Genomic DNA, 16,188 nt, shown 5'->3' on the forward strand with positions numbered 1-16,188 from the left:
GTAAAAGTTGCAGTCCGCTAAAAATACTTCTGAATTCGCTGTCCAAAGATAAAAACTGCCTGCTGCATTAGCTATTAAGGATGGGTATTGTCACGTCATCTTAAATTTGAGGGGTGACGGAACGCCATGACAATATCGACAACTTCCACGCCGCATGATGCGGTATTTAAATCTTTTTTACGCCATCCAGACACCGCGCGGGATTTTATTGATATTCATCTTCCCGCACCGCTGCGCAAACTGTGTGATTTAACGACGCTCAAACTGGAACCCAACAGTTTTATTGATGAAGACCTGCGGCAATATTATTCCGACCTCTTGTGGTCTGTGAAAACGCAGGAGGGCGCGGGCTATATTTATGTAGTGATAGAGCACCAAAGTAAGCCAGAAGAATTAATGGCTTTTCGCATGATGCGCTATTCCATCGCGGCAATGCAAAACCATCTTGATGCGGGCTATAAAGAGCTTCCGTTGGTGATCCCGATGCTGTTTTATCATGGTTGCAGGAGTCCTTACCCTTATTCTCTCTGCTGGCTTGATGAATTTGCGGAGCCAGCTATAGCCCGCAAAATTTATTCATCGGCTTTTCCGCTGGTGGATATTACCGTAGTGCCGGATGACGAGATTATGCAACATCGCAAAATGGCGTTGTTGGAATTAATTCAGAAACATATCCGTCAGCGCGATCTGTTGGGATTAGTCGATCAAATTGTTTCGCTGCTAGTTACAGGGAACACTAATGACAGACAGCTAAAAGCTCTGTTTAATTACGTATTACAAACAGGGGATGCCCAGCGTTTCCGAGCATTTATTGGTGAGATAGCGGAACGTGCACCACAAGAAAAGGAGAAACTGATGACCATTGCTGACAGATTACGTGAAGAAGGGCGGAATGATGGATTAATTCTGGGCAAACGTGAAGAAGCCCTGCGTATTGCTCTGGAGATGTTGGAGAGAGGTTTAGACAGAGAGTTAGTTCTGATGCTGACCCGACTTTCGCCAGACGATCTTATCGCGCAAAGCCACTAATCCTGTAACGCCGGGAGTTAACTGGCGGATGTTTGCAGTAAACCACATCAGCGAACGACATCCGCCAGCGCCTCTTCTAAATCGTACCAGCGAAACGCAAAACCCGCTTCTTCCAGCCGTTTTGGCAACGCACGTTGTCCGCCCAAGACCAGAACCGATGATTCCCCCATCAGCAAGCGAATAGCTGTGGCAGGGACGCGCAAAATCGCCGGGCGATGCAGCGCATGACCAAGCGCATGGGCAAATTGTTCATTGTGTACCGGATATGGCGAGACCATATTAAATGGCCCGCGCAGATCGTTATCCAGCAGCCAGAGAATACCGTTGACCATATCATCAATATGAATCCAGGCCAGATACTGCCGACCGGAGCCAATCGGACCGCCCAGGCCAAGGCGAAACGGAGGCAGCATTTTACCGAGGATACCGCCATCCGAAGCCAGTACTACGCCGGTACGCAGCAGGCACACTCGTGTTTTGTCGCTTTGCGCCCGACAGGCAATTTCCTCCCAACGGGCGCAGAGTTTATGGGTAAATTCGTTATGTGGCGGTTCTTCTTCGGTGACCACGACTTCACCTAAGTCACCATAATATCCCGCCGCCGAGCCGGAAATGAGCACTGACGGCGGCGTGTCGCTGGCGTTAATCAAATCCACCAGTTTTTGCGTTATATTCCAGCGGCTTTGGCAGAGGCGATCTTTTTGCTCGCGAGTCCAGCGTTTATCGGCTATTGGTTCACCGGCCAGATTGATCACCGCATCAACGCCGTTGAGGTTGCTTTGATCGGCAAGCTCTTGCCATAGTGTCACCTGGGAGCCGAGAACTGAGCTGGCTTTCTGCGGGTTACGTGTTACAACCGTGACCTGATGGCCCAGTTCCAACAAACGTGGGATTAAATGACGACCAATTAATCCCGTTCCTCCAGTGATCACTATGTTCATGCAGCCTCCCGATATGGCGGTTAACGCTGCCAGCGTAAGGTCATGGATACCGAATCGGCGTAGCGCAGCGCGTGCAGTTTATCGATCTCCACTTCAGCATACGTCACCCAGTGATGTTCACGTGCGATATCGAGCACATCCTGAGTTAATTTTTCCAGCAAAGAGAAACGGTTATTCTCTACATGCTGAATAATGTTTTTCGTTACGGTGCGATAATTCAGCGCATCGTTGATATCTTCACTGGTTCGCGCTTTATCGGCGGGGTAGTGGATCGTCACATTGATAACAATATCCTGACGGTTGTTAATCTCTTCGTCCTTAATGCCAATAAACGTTCGTAAACGAAGGTTCTTTATCCGAATAATCGCGGCAGGTTGTGCCATTGCAGGTTCTCCGTTGTTTTATTTAGGATTAAATAATACACGAGAACCAGGTTCTGTTAACTATTCGAAATCTCATCATTTACTTGTGCTTTTAGTAGCGCCTGCCCGGTAGCAGGACGTGAGCGGATTCGTTCATACCAGTTTTTTACTGCCGGATACATTGCGAGTTCAATTCGCTGGCGAGTCCAGGCATTAACCCACGGCCAACAGGCAATATCTGCAATGCTGTAGTTTTCACCGCCCAGCCAGGGCGAGTTTTCCAGGCGCTTATTCAATACATGATACAGACGCTGAGTTTCAACCTGATAACGCTCAATTGCATAGGGAATAGTCTGTGGCGCTGCATGATTAAAATGGTGATTTTGCCCGAGCATCGGCCCCAGGCCTCCAACCTGCCAGAATAACCACTGTAATGTAGTGGCGCGCTCACGCGGTTGATGACCTAAAAATAGCCCTGTTTTTTCCGCCAGATACAACAAAATCGCACCTGATTCAAAGAGGCTTAATGGTTCTCCTCCGTCAGTCGGGGCATGATCAACAATCGCCGGAATTTTATTGTTGGGCGAAATGAGCAAAAACTCCGGGCGAAACTGACCACCTTTACCGAGGTCAACTTTGATTAAGCGATAATCCAGTCCCGCCTCTTCGAGAAACAACGTAATTTTGTGACCATTCGGCGTTGGGGCGAAATAGAGATCGATCATTGCAGCTCCGGTTATCTAATAATCTGAACACATCAAGTATAGAAAGCGCAGCGACTTGTGTAAGTTTTCATCAAGTCACCGTGACAAAAAGGCTCTATAGTTTGATAGCAAGCCCATTTATCGCTGAGGACATAATGAGTAAACCTGCTATCACGCTGTGGTCAGATGCCCATTTTTTCTCCCCTTATGTGTTATCCGCCTGGGTGGCGTTGCAGGAGAAAGGCCTGCCTTTTCATATAAAAACCATCAACCTCGACAGCGGTGAACATTTGCGGCCGACGTGGCAAGGTTACGGACAGACACGGCGCGTGCCGTTGTTACAAATTGATGATTTTGAGTTGAGTGAATCCTCTGCCATTGCAGAATATCTGGAGGATCGTTTTGCGCCGCCGACCTGGGAGCGCATTTATCCGCTTGATTTGCAAAATCGGGCGCGAGCACGGCAGATTCAGGCCTGGCTACGCAGCGATCTGATGCCCATCCGCGAAGAACGTCCGACGGATGTTGTCTTTGCTGGTGCGAAAAAAGCGCCATTAACGGCGGAGGGAAAGGCCAGTGCAGAGAAACTGTTCGCGATGGCAGAACATTTACTGGCGCATGACCAGCCGAATCTGTTTGGTGAGTGGTGTATTGCAGATACTGATTTGGCGTTAATGATTAACCGCCTGGTATTACAGGGTGATGAGGTGCCGGAACGTCTGGTGGATTATGCAGCATTCCAGTGGCAGAGGGCTTCAGTTCAGCTTTTTATTGCACTTTCGGCGAAGCAATCTGGCTGATAGAGGCGATAGAATCCAGTATCATAGCTTACGTTTTTTCGACGAGGAGTGAGTGATGAAACTGATGTTTGCATCGGACATTCATGGGTCGTTACCGGCGACGGAACGTGTTCTGGATTTGTTTGCCCAGAGCGGAGCTCAGTGGCTGGTGATTCTTGGCGACGTGCTGAATCATGGCCCGAGAAACGCCCTGCCTGAAGGGTATGCGCCAGCCAAAGTAGCCGAACGGCTGAATGAGGTGGCGCATAAAGTTATCGCCGTGCGCGGCAACTGCGATAGCGAAGTGGATCAGATGCTGTTGCACTTCCCGATAACCGCACCGTGGCAACAGGTATTACTGGAAAAGCAACGTCTGTTTCTGACGCATGGTCATCTGTTTGGCCCGGATAATCTGCCGACTTTAAACCAGAACGACGTGCTGGTGTACGGTCATACCCATCTACCAGTGGCGGAACAGCGGGGTGAAATTTTCCACTTTAACCCCGGTTCGGTAAGCATTCCGAAAGGCGGCTATCCGGCGAGCTATGGCATGTTGGATGATGACGTACTAAGCGTAATCGCACTCAATGATCAAAGTATCATTGCGCAGATCGCGATTAATCCGTAATTTACTCCACAACTCAAAATGCGCCGTAAGAGCGCCAGAAAAAGAAGGTTTCCTGATAATGGAACAGCGTCGTTTGGCAAGTACTGAATGGGTGGATATTGTCAATGAAGAGAACGAAGTCATTGCACAAGCCAGCCGGGAACAAATGCGGGCACAGTGTCTGCGTCATCGTGCAACTTATATTGTCGTGCATGATGGCATGGGCAAAATTCTTGTGCAGCGTCGTACCGAGACAAAAGACTTTTTACCCGGCATGTTAGATGCGACCGCTGGTGGTGTGGTCCAGGCCGATGAGCAACTGCTGGAATCCGCACGTCGCGAAGCGGAAGAAGAGTTGGGCATTGCCGGTGTCCCCTTTGCCGAGCACGGGCAGTTCTATTTCGAAGATAAAAATTGCCGTGTCTGGGGCGCGCTGTTCAGTTGTGTCTCTCACGGTCCATTCGCCCTCCAGGAAGATGAAGTCAGTGAAGTTTGCTGGCTAACGCCGGAAGAAATCACCGCACGTTGCGATGAGTTCACTCCAGACTCGCTGAAAGCACTGGCGTTGTGGATGAAGCGCAATGCCAAAAATGAAGCCGTAGAGACTGAAACGGCAGAATAAAAAAGAGCCGCAATTGCGGCTCTTAACATTTTTAATGGTAGCCCATTAACTGAGCGCCTATCACCACCACGCTGGACATAATAAACAGCAGTCCAAGCAGTGTCGCACCCACTTTCACCCAGTTACGGAAGTCCACCCGGCAAACACCGAGTGTCGCCATTAACGACGCCGAGGTCGGGTAAATGATGTGACTGAAGCCATCGCCGAACTGGAATGCCAGCACGGTAACCTGGCGGTTAACACCGACCAGATCGCCAAGCGGTGCCAGTAATGGCATGGTTAGCGCAGCCTGACCAGAACCGGATGTCACGAAGAAATTAAATACCGCCTGGAAGAGCAACATAAACCAGGCCGCGACCGCGTTATCCAGACCGCTAATGGCATTGGCAATGCTGTTGAGGATAGTATTCAGCACGCTGGCCTCACCGGCTTCACCGTTACCCACCAGCAGCAAAATCCCTTTGGCGAAACCTACCAGCAGGGCAGGGGCGATCATCATTCGCGCGCCTTCGGTAAAGGATGAAGCCATGGTATTTACCGTCATGCCGTTAAGACGGAAGACAACGCCGATGATGCCAATCACCAGCCCCATAGTGAAGAACTGGCTGGCGATTTCTGGAATAAACCATGCATTAACGATCACGCCCCAAATTACCCAGACCATCACGGCGGTCAGGACAATCAATACCAGCCAGTCACCAAAGGTAAATGGACGTTGTTCAACATCAGCCTGCTTTTCACGAAAGAAGCGGTCGGACTCATGCACGCGTGACAGAAGAGGATTCTTTTTCACTCGTGAGGCATAAACCATGGTAAAGATCAGGCCAATCAGAGTCGCGATAACCCACACTACAATGCGCAGGCCGGAGCCGGAAAGCACCGGAACGCCAGCAATCCCCTGGGCGACAACCACGCAGAACGGGTTCATCCACGAGCTGGCAAAACCGATCTGCGTGGCGATATAGGTCACCAGGACGGTAGTAATACTGTCATAACCCAGTCGTACCATTAGCGGGGCAATGATGATGGCAAAGGCGACAGCCTCTTCTCCCATGCCGAACACCGCACCACCGAGCGAAAAGAGAATAAACAGCGCCGGAATAAAGAGAATTTCATTCCCTCGTGTATGGCGGATAAGCGCCAGGATGCCGTTATCAATGGTTCCTGTACGCATCACGATGCCAAATGCACCGCCAATCACCAGCATAAACATGATGATGCCAACGGCTGTCCCGTATTTCGATCCGGAGGTTAACCCTTCAAACGGGAAGTTCATCAGGCCTGGACGTTCATCTCCGGTCGTGAACAGTTGTACGCGATGATACTCAGGTTCGCCGGCCTCGTTGGTCAGAATGCGAAATGAGTGAGGGTCTACGACTTTGCGTGTTTTCGTCTGACCATCAACCTGGTACTGCACTTCCTGACTGTCAAACATCCCCACCGGAACAACCCATGTGGCGAGGCTGGTTAAAATAGCGACAAAAAAGATAATCACCAGCGTATCGGGCATTGCCCATCTTCTGGTTGGTTTGGATTCAGTTATTGCGGACATAGCGCAAATTTTCCCTTGCACAAGACAAAGTGGTAAGTATGCAAAGTGATATGGCGCAATTCATTGATGCAGCGCAGTTAAGCAAGATAATCAGAAAGGAGTAATGCAAATTAAGAGAATAAAAAACCGGAAATAGTGACTATTTCCGGTTCAGATATCCGCAGCGTAAGGCTGCGGATGATGACGAGATTACTGCTGCTGCTGTGCAGACTGAATCGCAGTCAGCGCGATGGTGTAGACGATGTCGTCAACCAGAGCGCCACGGGACAGGTCGTTAACCGGCTTGCGCATACCCTGCAGCATTGGCCCGATGGAGATCAGGTCGGCAGAACGCTGTACCGCTTTGTAGGTGGTGTTACCGGTGTTCAGATCCGGGAAGATGAACACGGTAGCGCGACCTGCAACCGGAGAGTTCGGTGCTTTAGATTTCGCAACGTCAGCCATTACCGCAGCGTCGTACTGCAGCGGACCGTCGATCATCAGGTCAGGACGTTTTTCCTGCGCCAGACGAGTTGCTTCGCGAACTTTTTCTACGTCGCTACCTGCACCAGAAGTACCGGTGGAGTAGGAGAGCATAGCAACACGCGGTTCGATACCGAAGGCAGCGGCGGAATCTGCGGACTGAATCGCAATTTCTGCCAGCTGTTCTGCGGTCGGATCCGGGTTGATCGCACAGTCACCGTAAACGTAAACCTGTTCCGGCAGCAGCATGAAGAACACGGAAGATACCAGAGAGCTGCCCGGTGCAGTTTTGATCAGCTGCAGCGGCGGACGGATGGTGTTTGCGGTGGTGTGGACAGCACCGGAAACCAGACCATCAACTTCATCCTGTTCCAGCATCAGCGTACCGAGAACCACGTTGTCTTCCAGCTGTTCGCGGGCAACGGTTTCGGTCATGCCTTTGTTCTTACGCAGCTCGACCAGACGAGCAACATAGCTTTCGCGAACCACTTCTGGATCAACGATTTCAATGCCTGCGCCCAGTTCTACGCCCTGAGACGCGGCAACGCGGTTGATCTCTGCCGGGTTACCCAGCAGTACGCAAGTTGCGATACCACGTTCAGCACAGATAGCGGCTGCTTTAACGGTACGCGGTTCGTCGCCTTCCGGCAGAACGATACGTTTGCCCGCTTTGCGTGCCAGTTCGGTCAGCTGATAACGGAACGCCGGCGGAGACAGACGACGGCTGCGCTCGGAAGTGGCAGTCAGAGAATCGATCCAGTCAGCGTTGATGTAGTTAGCAACATATTCCTGAACTTTCTCGATACGCTCATGATCGTCAACCGGAACTTCCAGGTTGAAGCTCTGCAGGCTCAGAGAAGTCTGCCAGGTGTTGGTGTTCACCATAAATACCGGCAGGCCGGTAGCGAAAGCACGTTCGCACAGTTTAGAAATGCGCGCGTCCATTTCGTAGCCGCCAGTCAGCAGCAGGGCACCGATTTCTACGCCGTTCATTGCAGCCAGGCAAGCGGCAACCAGCACGTCAGGACGGTCTGCGGAAGTCACCAGCAGAGAACCAGCACGGAAGTGCTCCAGCATGTGCGGAATGCTGCGTGCGCAGAAAGTGACGGATTTAACGCGGCGAGTGTTGATGTCGCCTTCGTTGATGATGGTCGCATTCAGGTGACGCGCCATATCGATCGCACGGGTTGCGATCAGATCAAAGCTCCACGGCACAGCGCCGAGAACCGGCAGCGGGCTGGACTCTTGCAGCTTCGCCGGATCGACGTTGTTGACTTTAGCTTTGGAAGAGTCGTCGAAAATCTCGGACAGATCCGGGCGAGTACGACCCTGTTCATCAACCGGTGCATTCAGTTTGTTAACGATAACGCCGGTGATGTTGGTGTTTTTGGCACCGCCGAAGCTGTTGCGGGTCAGTTCGATACGCTCTTTCAGCTGTTCCGGGGTGTCAGTGCCCTGAGACATGACGAAGACGATTTCCGCGTTCAGCGTTTTAGCGATTTCGTAGTTCAGAGACTGGGCAAATTGGTGCTTACGTGTCGGAACCAGACCTTCAACCAGAACCACTTCAGCGTCTTTGGTGTTAGCGTGGTAGTTCGCGACGATCTCTTCCATCAGCACATCTTTTTTATTGCTGGAAAGCAGACCTTCAACGTAACTCATTTTCAGCGGTTCAGCGGCTGTCGTGGTGGAAGAATTCGCACGCACAATAGTCGTTGTCTGATCGGGCGCATCGCCACCGGTACGCGGCTGAGCGATAGGTTTGAAAACGCTCAGACGAACGCCTTTGCGTTCCATTGCACGGATCACGCCAAGACTGACGCTGGTCAGACCGACGCTGGTTCCGGTAGGGATCAGCATAATAATACGGGACACGGTTTATCCTCTTTCGTTACCGCCGGTTTGGCGGGTTACAAAACAGCACCGCCAGCAGGGCTGGCGGTGTGGAATCAGGCGGTCAGGCGGCAGGCGTCTTGCGCGATAACCAGCTCTTCGTTGGTTGGGATCACAACAGCAGGGCGGGTGCCTTCTTTGTTGATGAAACCAGATTTGCCGAAACGTGCAGCTAGGTTGCGTTCATGATCAACTTCAAAGCCCAGCACGCCCAGTTTGCCCAGAGACAGTTCACGAACCATCGCGGCATTTTCACCGATACCACCGGTGAATACAACAGCGTCCAGACGGCCATCCATCAGTGCAGTGTATGCACCGATGTATTTCGCCAGACGGTGGCAGTAAACGTCCATTGCGCGCTTCGCGTCTTCTTTAGTCGCGTAGTTGTCTTCAACATAGCGGCAGTCGCTGGTGACTTCAGTCAGACCCAGCAGGCCAGACTCTTTGGTCAGCATTTTGTTGATTGCGTCAACGCTCATGCCCAGGGTGTCGTGCAGGTGGAAGATGATAGCCGGGTCGATATCGCCAGAGCGAGTACCCATTACCAGACCTTCCAGCGGGGTCAGACCCATAGAGGTGTCAACGCATTTACCGTTGCGGATAGCAGAAACGGAACCACCGTTGCCCAGGTGGCAGGTGATGATGTTCAGCTCTTCTACCGGTTTGTTCAGCATTTTTGCCGCTTCCTGGGTTACATAGAAGTGGCTGGTGCCGTGCGCGCCGTAACGACGGATGCCGTGCTCTTTGTACAGGTTGTACGGCAGGGCGTAGAGGTAAGACTCTTCCGGCATAGTCTGGTGGAACGCAGTGTCAAATACAGCAACGTTTTTGTCTTTCAGCTGCGGGAAAGATTTCAGAGCTTCTTCGATACCGATCAGGTGAGCCGGGTTGTGCAGCGGTGCGAAAGACGCCGCATCTTTGATACCCTGAATAACAGACTCATCGATCACTACGGAGCTGGTATACTTCTCGCCGCCGTGTACGATACGGTGACCGATAGCGGTCAGCTGCGCAGAAAGTTCTGGTTTTTGTGCCAGAATATTATTAACGATAAAGTTGAGCGCTTCGCTGTGAGCGGCGCCTGCACCTAAAGCCGCTTCTTGTTTATTGCCGTCCATTTTCCATTTGATGCGTGCTTCGGGCAGGTGGAAACATTCGGCTAAACCAGAAAGGTACTCTTCACCATTTACAGCATCGATGATTGCAAATTTCAGTGAAGAACTACCGCAGTTCAGAACCAGTACTAACTTACTCGACATGGAAGTACCTATAATTGATACGTGGCTAAAAAAACGTCAGGGAGCCATAGAGCGTAGCGCATGATGACACCGACATTTATGATTAACATCATGCACTGCAAATTTTTTTGCATGATGGAATAAATATCTTGAGTCTATGCCATTTTGCGTAATTTTCAGCCAATGGCATAATGTATATGAATTTGACGACTCAATGAATATGTACTACTTAGGCCTTCAGGCTGCTAAAGGATACCTGATAGTGGGTATGGAAGACAAAATGTTTTGAACGTTGTCCCGCTGAGTTGTGAATTTGCACAAATTTTTGAATCTTTATATGTGAAGTTGAGGTGAAGCATGTCAACGCCGGATAATCGTTCTGTTAATTTTTTTAGCTTGTTTCGCCGGGGACAGCATTACTCAAAGACGTGGCCGCTGGAAAAACGCCTTGCCCCGGTCTTTGTTGAAAATCGCGTCATCAAGATGACGCGCTATGCGATTCGTTTTATGCCGCCGATTGCTGTGTTCACTCTCTGCTGGCAAATTGCACTAGGCGGTCAGCTTGGGCCGGCTGTTGCTACTGCACTGTTCGCCCTGAGTTTGCCGATGCAGGGGCTGTGGTGGCTGGGCAAACGTTCTGTTACGCCATTACCGCCGGCGATCCTGAGTTGGTTTTATGAGGTTCGTGGTAAATTGCAGGAGGCCGGGCAAGCATTAGCACCCGTAGAAGGCAAGCCTGACTATCAGGCATTAGCTGACACGCTTAAGCGCGCCTTCAAACAACTGGATAAAACTTTCCTTGATGATTTGTAATTGACCCCTGATTACGCATATAAAAGAAGGCAGACATCGGCCTTCTTTTTTTTCACCGTAGTAAAGTGATACAGGAGTCAACAATGGAAATGACCAACGCGCAACGTCTTATTTTGTCTAACCAGTACAAAATGATGACTATGCTCGATCCGGCAAATGCTGAACGTTACCGTCGCCTGCAAACAATCATTGAGCGTGGTTATGGATTGCAGATGCGCGAACTGGATCGTGAGTTTGGCGAGCTGAAAGAAGAAACTTGCCGCACTATCATCGACATTATGGAGATGTATCACGCACTGCATGTTTCCTGGTCTAATTTGCAGGATCAACAAGCTATCGATGAACGCCGTGTCACCTTCCTCGGCTTCGACGCCGCTACTGAAGCGCGTTATCTCGGTTATGTACGCTTTATGGTTAATGTTGAAGGGCGTTACACCCATTTTGATGCCGGGACTCACGGCTTTAATGCTCAGACGCCAATGTGGGAGAAATATCAACGCATGTTGAACGTCTGGCATTCTTGCCCGCGTCAGTATCATCTGAGCACTAACGAAATTAATCAAATCATTAATGCCTGAGGAGGCTAGCGTGCGGTGCAAAGGTTTTCTGTTTGATCTTGATGGTACGCTGGTGGACTCCCTGCCTGCGGTAGAGCGGGCGTGGAGCAACTGGGCGAGACGCCATGGATTAACGCCGGAAGAAGTGCTGGCTTTTATTCACGGTAAACAGGCAATAACGTCTCTGCGCCATTTTATGGTGGGGAAATCGGAGGCGGAAATTGCTGCAGAGTTTACGCGTCTGGAGCAAATCGAGGCTACGGAAACCGAAGGGATCTCCGCACTACCTGGGGCGATAGCTTTGCTCAATCATTTGAATAAAGCGGGTATTCCATGGGCAATTGTCACTTCTGGTTCTATGCCAGTTGCACGAGCCCGCCACAAAATAGCCGGACTTCCCGCACCGGAAGTATTTGTTACTGCGGAGCGGGTGAAACGTGGGAAACCAGAGCCTGATGCATATCTGTTAGGCGCGCAACTGCTGGGGCTTGCGCCACACGAATGCGTGGTGGTGGAAGATGCTCCCGCAGGTGTGCTTTCAGGCCTGGCGGCGGGATGCCATGTTATTGCGGTTAATGCCCCGGCAGACACTCCACGTCTGAATGAGGTAGATTTGGTTCTCCATAGTCTGGAGCAAATTACTGTGACCAAACAGCCAAATGGCGATGTTATTATTTCGTGAAACACCTAATCATGATTTAGCCCCGTCTCGTCGGGGCTTTTTTGTGGCAGAATCAAGCCATCCCCCTCAATTAACAAGGATAAGTTGTGAACGGTGAATTGATCTGGGTTCTCTCATTACTGGCCGTTGCCATAGTCCTGTTCGCTACAGGCAGAGTGCGTATGGATGCGGTCGCTTTGTTTGTTATTGTTGCGTTTGCATTAAGCGGAACGCTGACGGTTCCCGAAGTTTTTTCCGGCTTTTCCGATCCCAACGTTGTGCTGATCGCCGCCCTGTTTATTATTGGTGATGGTTTAGTCCGTACCGGCGTTGCAACCGCGATGGGGACATGGCTGGTTAAAGTAGCAGGCAACAGTGAAATCAAAATGCTGGTTTTACTGATGTTAACTGTTGCGGGTCTTGGCGCATTTATGAGTTCAACTGGCGTCGTCGCTATCTTTATTCCCGTGGTGTTAAGCGTTGCCATGCGTATGCAAACGTCGCCGTCGCGCCTGATGATGCCGCTGAGTTTTGCCGGGTTGATTAGCGGCATGATGACGCTGGTGGCGACGCCGCCTAATCTGGTGGTGAACAGTGAACTGCTACGCGAAGGTTATCACGGGTTTAGTTTCTTTAGCGTAACGCCTATCGGCCTGGTCGTATTGGTACTCGGCATCTTATACATGCTGGTGATGCGTTTTATGCTGAAAGGGGATTCCCAGACCCCGCAGCGCGAAGGCTGGACGCGTCGCACCTTCCGCGATCTTATTCGTGAATACCGTCTTACCGGACGTGCGCGCCGTCTGGCTATTCGCCCCGGTTCGCCGATGATTGGGCAACGACTGGACGACCTTAAATTGCGTGAACGCTATGGCGCAAATGTCATTGGTGTTGAACGCTGGCGTCGTTTTCGTCGTGTTATTGTGAATGTGAACGGGGTTTCTGAATTTCGTGCGCGTGACGTTTTGCTTATCGATATGTCAGCGGCTGATGTCGATCTCCGGCAATTTTGCAGTGAGCAATTGCTGGAGCCGATGGTTTTGCGCGGTGAGTATTTTTCCGATCAGGCTCTTGATGTCGGCATGGCGGAGATTTCATTAATTCCTGAGTCAGAACTTATTGGTAAATCGGTGCGCGAAATTGGCTTTCGTACTCGCTACGGGCTGAATGTCGTGGGGCTGAAACGCAATGGCGTGGCGCTGGAAGGTTCGCTGGCGGATGAGCCTCTGCTGCTGGGCGATATCATTCTGGTGGTCGGTAACTGGAAACTGATCGGTATGCTGGCAAAACAGGGGCGCGATTTTGTGGCGCTGAATTTACCGGAAGAAGTGAGTGAGGCATCGCCCGCACACAGCCAGGCACCCCATGCCATTTTTTGTCTGGTGTTGATGGTGGCCTTAATGCTAACCGATGAAATTCCTAACCCTGTTGCCGCTATCATTGCCTGCCTGCTGATGGGGAAATTCCGCTGTATCGATGCCGAAAGCGCCTATAAATCCATTCACTGGCCGAGCATTATTTTGATCGTTGGGATGATGCCGTTTGCTGTGGCATTACAGAAAACCGGTGGTGTCGCGCTGGCGGTGAAAGGGCTGATGGACATCGGCGGCGGTTACGGGCCGCATATGATGCTGGTCTGTTTGTTTGTCTTGTCGGCGGTTATTGGGTTATTTATCTCTAATACCGCGACGGCGGTGTTGATGGCTCCGATTGCGCTGGCTGCCGCAAAAACAATGGGCGTATCACCTTATCCGTTCGCAATGGTCGTGGCGATGGCTGCATCCGCCGCTTTTATGACGCCAGTTTCTTCGCCCGTTAACACACTGGTTTTAGGTCCGGGGAATTACAGCTTCAGTGATTTTGTGAAGCTGGGTGTACCGTTCACCATTATCGTGATGGCTGTTTGTGTGGTGATGATCCCGATGCTGTTTCCATTTTGACGAGAGCCTGATGTCGCATCCGTCGCTTATTGCCTGATGCGACGCTGGCGCGTCTTATCAGGCTGTGTCGGCTGGTATCTGGCTGCTTACAGCGGTGAATCCTGGCTAATCTCATCGAGCGAAAGATGGAAGCTGGGAACAAATACTTCCATGAAGTAGTCCATCTCCTGGCTGCGGCGCGCTTCAAGCGTCGCTTCCAGCCGCGTTTTTGCCAGCAAAAATTCATTATTTCCGGCTGCGAGTTCTTCAAGGCATTTCAGATATGCACACAGCGCATCCGCCTGTTTAACCAGTGACTTTTCTTCATCGCTATACGCATTCTCATCGATTAAAGGCGCAAAGATATCCCGCAACTCCTCAGGAACCATATCGACAAGTTTTTGCTGAGCGATTTTCTCAATGGCTTTATATTCCTGGGCGATTTGCGAGTTGAAGTATTTCACCGGAGTAGGAAGATCGCCAGTGAGCACTTCAGAGGCATCGTGGTACATCGCCAGCAGTGCGATGCGTTCTGCATTCACCTGTCCGCCAAATTTGCGATTCTTGATGGCTGCCAGCGCATGGGCGACCATCGCTACCTGCAAACTGTGTTCGGACACATTTTCCGTCCGCACGTTGCGCATTAGCGGCCAGCGGTTAATGAGTTTCAGGCGGGAGAGGTGGGCAAAAAAATGGCTCTGTTTCATAGTGACCTTACGAGTGATGACATCCTGAGGTCATTGTGGAGGGATAACACTGCCGGATGCAATCTCCGGCAGTGAATTTAAGATTACAACTGATGATAACCGGAAAGGAAACGAGCGAACTTGCTCAAGGACAGTTCGATATCATCAACACGCGGCAGCGTGACAATGCGGAAGTGATCCGGCCACGGCCAGTTAAATGCAGTTCCTTGTACCAGCAGAACTTTTTCCTGTAACAGGAAATCCAGTACCATCTTCTGATCGTCGTGAATATTAAAGCGTTTGGCGTCGATTTTCGGGAACATGTACAGTGCGCCGCGCGGCTTCACACAGGAAACGCCTGGAATGTCGTTAATCAATTCCCAGGCGCGATTACGCTGCTCGTAAAGACGTCCACCCGGCATGATAAACTCGCTGATACTCTGATAGCCGCCGAGTGCGGTTTGTATTGCGTGTTGCGCGGGAACGTTGGCGCACAGTCGCATTGAGGCCAGCATTTCCAGACCTTCGATGTAGCCTTTGGCGTGTTTTTTCGGCCCGTTCAGCACCATCCAGCCCTGACGGAAGCCAGCGACGCGATACGTTTTCGACAGCCCGTTAAAGGTAATGGTCAGCAGGTCAGGAGCTAACGGCGCAATCGAGTGATGCTCTGCGTCGTCATAGAGGATTTTGTCGTAAATTTCATCGGCGAAGATAATGAGATTATGTTGACGCGCAATCTCCACAATCTCCATCAAAAGCTCTTTGGAATATACTGCGCCGGTTGGGTTGTTCGGGTTGATAATAACAATGCCGCGCGTGCGTGGCGTAATTTTGGCGCGAATGTCATCGAGATCCGGGAACCAGTCAGAGGATTCATCGCAAAGATAGTGCACTGCTTTACCGCCGGAGAGCGAAACTGCCGCTGTCCATAGAGGGTAATCAGGCGCAGGAACCAACATTTCGTCCCCACTGTTCAGCAATGCCTGCATTGCCTGAACGATAAGCTCTGATACACCATTGCCAATGTAAATATCTTCCACGGTAACATCACGCATACCACGAGCCTGGTAGTGCTGCATGATGGCTTTACGCGCGGAATAAAGGCCTTTGGAATCGCAATAGCCCTGAGCTGTCGGGAGGTTGCGTATCACGTCAACCAGGATCTCATCGGGTGCGTCAAAACCGAACGGCGCTGGATTGCCGATGTTCAGTTTCAGTACTTTGTTACCTTCTTCTTCCAGGCGTTTTGCTTCTTTCAGCACCGGACCACGGATGTCGTAACAGACATTCTCTAATTTGCTGGATTTTTCAATGGGGGACATGAATCTTGACCTTTTTGCTGTTATCGCCACTCCCTGCCGTG

Annotated in this window: 16 protein-coding genes; 8 read left to right on the forward strand and 8 right to left on the reverse strand. The window is 51.0% G+C overall.

What is annotated here, in order from left to right; translation table 11 throughout:
• The first annotated feature begins 126 nt into the window (after positions 1 to 126).
• A complete protein-coding gene (rpnB, locus tag LG381_RS11255; protein WP_000156123.1) occupies positions 127 to 1,029 on the forward strand; it encodes a recombination-promoting nuclease RpnB in 903 nt (300 codons plus the stop codon).
• Between the two features lie 47 nt (positions 1,030 to 1,076).
• Here the strand turns inward: rpnB and LG381_RS11260 are convergent, their stop codons facing one another.
• Genes LG381_RS11260 through yfcG form a run of 3 tightly spaced genes read right to left on the reverse strand, consistent with a single transcriptional unit; the run spans position 1,077 to position 3,057 of the window.
• Positions 1,077 to 1,970: a TIGR01777 family oxidoreductase gene (locus LG381_RS11260; RefSeq protein ID WP_001028348.1), complete on the reverse strand. Its 894-nt coding sequence runs from the start codon at positions 1,968 to 1,970 to the stop codon at positions 1,077 to 1,079.
• 20 nt (positions 1,971 to 1,990) lie between these two features.
• Positions 1,991 to 2,353, reverse strand: coding sequence for a dihydroneopterin triphosphate 2'-epimerase (folX, locus tag LG381_RS11265; RefSeq protein ID WP_000068453.1), 363 nt, complete (start codon positions 2,351 to 2,353; stop codon positions 1,991 to 1,993).
• 56 nt (positions 2,354 to 2,409) lie between these two features.
• Entirely contained in the window at positions 2,410 to 3,057 is a 648-nt protein-coding gene (gene yfcG / locus LG381_RS11270) for a GSH-dependent disulfide bond oxidoreductase (RefSeq protein WP_085460972.1), read from the reverse strand.
• A gap of 134 nt (positions 3,058 to 3,191) precedes the next feature.
• On the opposite strand from yfcG, the gene yfcF reads away from it, so the two are divergent.
• From yfcF to yfcD, 3 genes are read left to right on the forward strand one after another with little or no spacing between them, the layout of a single operon-like run.
• Positions 3,192 to 3,836, forward strand: a complete 645-nt coding sequence (gene yfcF / locus LG381_RS11275) for a glutathione transferase (protein WP_222680228.1) — start codon at positions 3,192 to 3,194, stop codon at positions 3,834 to 3,836.
• A 55-nt stretch (positions 3,837 to 3,891) separates the two neighbouring features.
• Positions 3,892 to 4,443, forward strand: a complete 552-nt coding sequence (gene yfcE / locus LG381_RS11280; protein ID WP_010346680.1) for a phosphodiesterase — start codon at positions 3,892 to 3,894, stop codon at positions 4,441 to 4,443.
• A 58-nt stretch (positions 4,444 to 4,501) separates the two neighbouring features.
• A complete protein-coding gene (yfcD, locus tag LG381_RS11285; RefSeq protein ID WP_000437935.1) occupies positions 4,502 to 5,044 on the forward strand; it encodes an NUDIX hydrolase YfcD in 543 nt (180 codons plus the stop codon).
• A 31-nt stretch (positions 5,045 to 5,075) separates the two neighbouring features.
• Here yfcD and yfcC read toward each other — a convergent pair whose 3' ends face one another.
• The 3 genes from yfcC to ackA form a co-directional block, all read right to left on the reverse strand.
• Positions 5,076 to 6,596 carry a putative basic amino acid antiporter YfcC gene (yfcC, locus tag LG381_RS11290; RefSeq protein ID WP_001274494.1) on the reverse strand — a complete coding sequence of 507 codons (1,521 nt, stop codon included), beginning with the start codon at positions 6,594 to 6,596 and terminating at the stop codon, positions 5,076 to 5,078.
• Between the two features lie 189 nt (positions 6,597 to 6,785).
• Complete coding sequence (gene pta / locus LG381_RS11295) at positions 6,786 to 8,933, reverse strand: phosphate acetyltransferase (protein WP_000086701.1); 2,148 nt, start codon at positions 8,931 to 8,933, stop codon at positions 6,786 to 6,788.
• Between the two features lie 74 nt (positions 8,934 to 9,007).
• Positions 9,008 to 10,210, reverse strand: a complete 1,203-nt coding sequence (ackA, locus tag LG381_RS11300) for an acetate kinase (RefSeq protein WP_000095696.1) — start codon at positions 10,208 to 10,210, stop codon at positions 9,008 to 9,010.
• A gap of 336 nt (positions 10,211 to 10,546) precedes the next feature.
• On the opposite strand from ackA, the gene yfbV reads away from it, so the two are divergent.
• From yfbV to LG381_RS11320, 4 genes are all read left to right on the forward strand, one after another.
• Positions 10,547 to 11,002 (forward strand): terminus macrodomain insulation protein YfbV, encoded by a 456-nt coding sequence (gene yfbV, locus LG381_RS11305; RefSeq protein WP_000106629.1) that lies wholly within the window; start codon positions 10,547 to 10,549, stop codon positions 11,000 to 11,002.
• Positions 11,003 to 11,085: 83 nt separating this feature from the next.
• Positions 11,086 to 11,580, forward strand: coding sequence for a YfbU family protein (locus LG381_RS11310; RefSeq protein WP_000426118.1), 495 nt, complete (start codon positions 11,086 to 11,088; stop codon positions 11,578 to 11,580).
• Positions 11,581 to 11,590: 10 nt separating this feature from the next.
• On the forward strand, positions 11,591 to 12,241 hold the full coding sequence (gene hxpA, locus LG381_RS11315) for a hexitol phosphatase HxpA (RefSeq protein ID WP_001203421.1): 651 nt from the start codon (positions 11,591 to 11,593) through the stop codon (positions 12,239 to 12,241).
• An 86-nt stretch (positions 12,242 to 12,327) separates the two neighbouring features.
• Positions 12,328 to 14,160, forward strand: a complete 1,833-nt coding sequence (locus tag LG381_RS11320; RefSeq protein WP_001012872.1) for an SLC13 family permease — start codon at positions 12,328 to 12,330, stop codon at positions 14,158 to 14,160.
• Positions 14,161 to 14,246: 86 nt separating this feature from the next.
• Here LG381_RS11320 and yfbR read toward each other — a convergent pair whose 3' ends face one another.
• Positions 14,247 to 14,846: a 5'-deoxynucleotidase gene (gene yfbR, locus LG381_RS11325; RefSeq protein ID WP_000813872.1), complete on the reverse strand. Its 600-nt coding sequence runs from the start codon at positions 14,844 to 14,846 to the stop codon at positions 14,247 to 14,249.
• Positions 14,847 to 14,929: 83 nt separating this feature from the next.
• Entirely contained in the window at positions 14,930 to 16,147 is a 1,218-nt protein-coding gene (gene alaA, locus LG381_RS11330; RefSeq protein WP_000074519.1) for an alanine transaminase AlaA, read from the reverse strand.
• Positions 16,148 to 16,188: the final 41 nt, after the last annotated feature.

It is taken from the genome of Escherichia sp. Marseille-Q3837 (assembly GCF_916618735.1).
Lineage (GTDB): Bacteria > Pseudomonadota > Gammaproteobacteria > Enterobacterales > Enterobacteriaceae > Escherichia > Escherichia ruysiae.

Excerpts from the sequence above, each read along its gene's own strand:
- LG381_RS11260 (WP_001028348.1), bottom strand. The coding sequence starts at position 1,970 with ATGAACATAGTGATCACTGGAGGAACGGGATTAATTGGTCGTCATTTA.
- alaA (WP_000074519.1), bottom strand. The coding sequence starts at position 16,147 with ATGTCCCCCATTGAAAAATCCAGCAAATTAGAGAATGTCTGTTACGAC.
- ackA (WP_000095696.1), bottom strand. The coding sequence starts at position 10,210 with ATGTCGAGTAAGTTAGTACTGGTTCTGAACTGCGGTAGTTCTTCACTG.
- yfcG (WP_085460972.1), bottom strand. The coding sequence starts at position 3,057 with ATGATCGATCTCTATTTCGCCCCAACGCCGAATGGTCACAAAATTACG.
- yfbR (WP_000813872.1), bottom strand. The coding sequence starts at position 14,846 with ATGAAACAGAGCCATTTTTTTGCCCACCTCTCCCGCCTGAAACTCATT.
- yfcF (WP_222680228.1), top strand. The coding sequence starts at position 3,192 with ATGAGTAAACCTGCTATCACGCTGTGGTCAGATGCCCATTTTTTCTCC.
- rpnB (WP_000156123.1), top strand. The coding sequence starts at position 127 with ATGACAATATCGACAACTTCCACGCCGCATGATGCGGTATTTAAATCT.
- yfbV (WP_000106629.1), top strand. The coding sequence starts at position 10,547 with ATGTCAACGCCGGATAATCGTTCTGTTAATTTTTTTAGCTTGTTTCGC.
- yfcE (WP_010346680.1), top strand. The coding sequence starts at position 3,892 with ATGAAACTGATGTTTGCATCGGACATTCATGGGTCGTTACCGGCGACG.
- yfcC (WP_001274494.1), bottom strand. The coding sequence starts at position 6,596 with ATGTCCGCAATAACTGAATCCAAACCAACCAGAAGATGGGCAATGCCC.
- LG381_RS11310 (WP_000426118.1), top strand. The coding sequence starts at position 11,086 with ATGGAAATGACCAACGCGCAACGTCTTATTTTGTCTAACCAGTACAAA.
- folX (WP_000068453.1), bottom strand. The coding sequence starts at position 2,353 with ATGGCACAACCTGCCGCGATTATTCGGATAAAGAACCTTCGTTTACGA.
- yfcD (WP_000437935.1), top strand. The coding sequence starts at position 4,502 with ATGGAACAGCGTCGTTTGGCAAGTACTGAATGGGTGGATATTGTCAAT.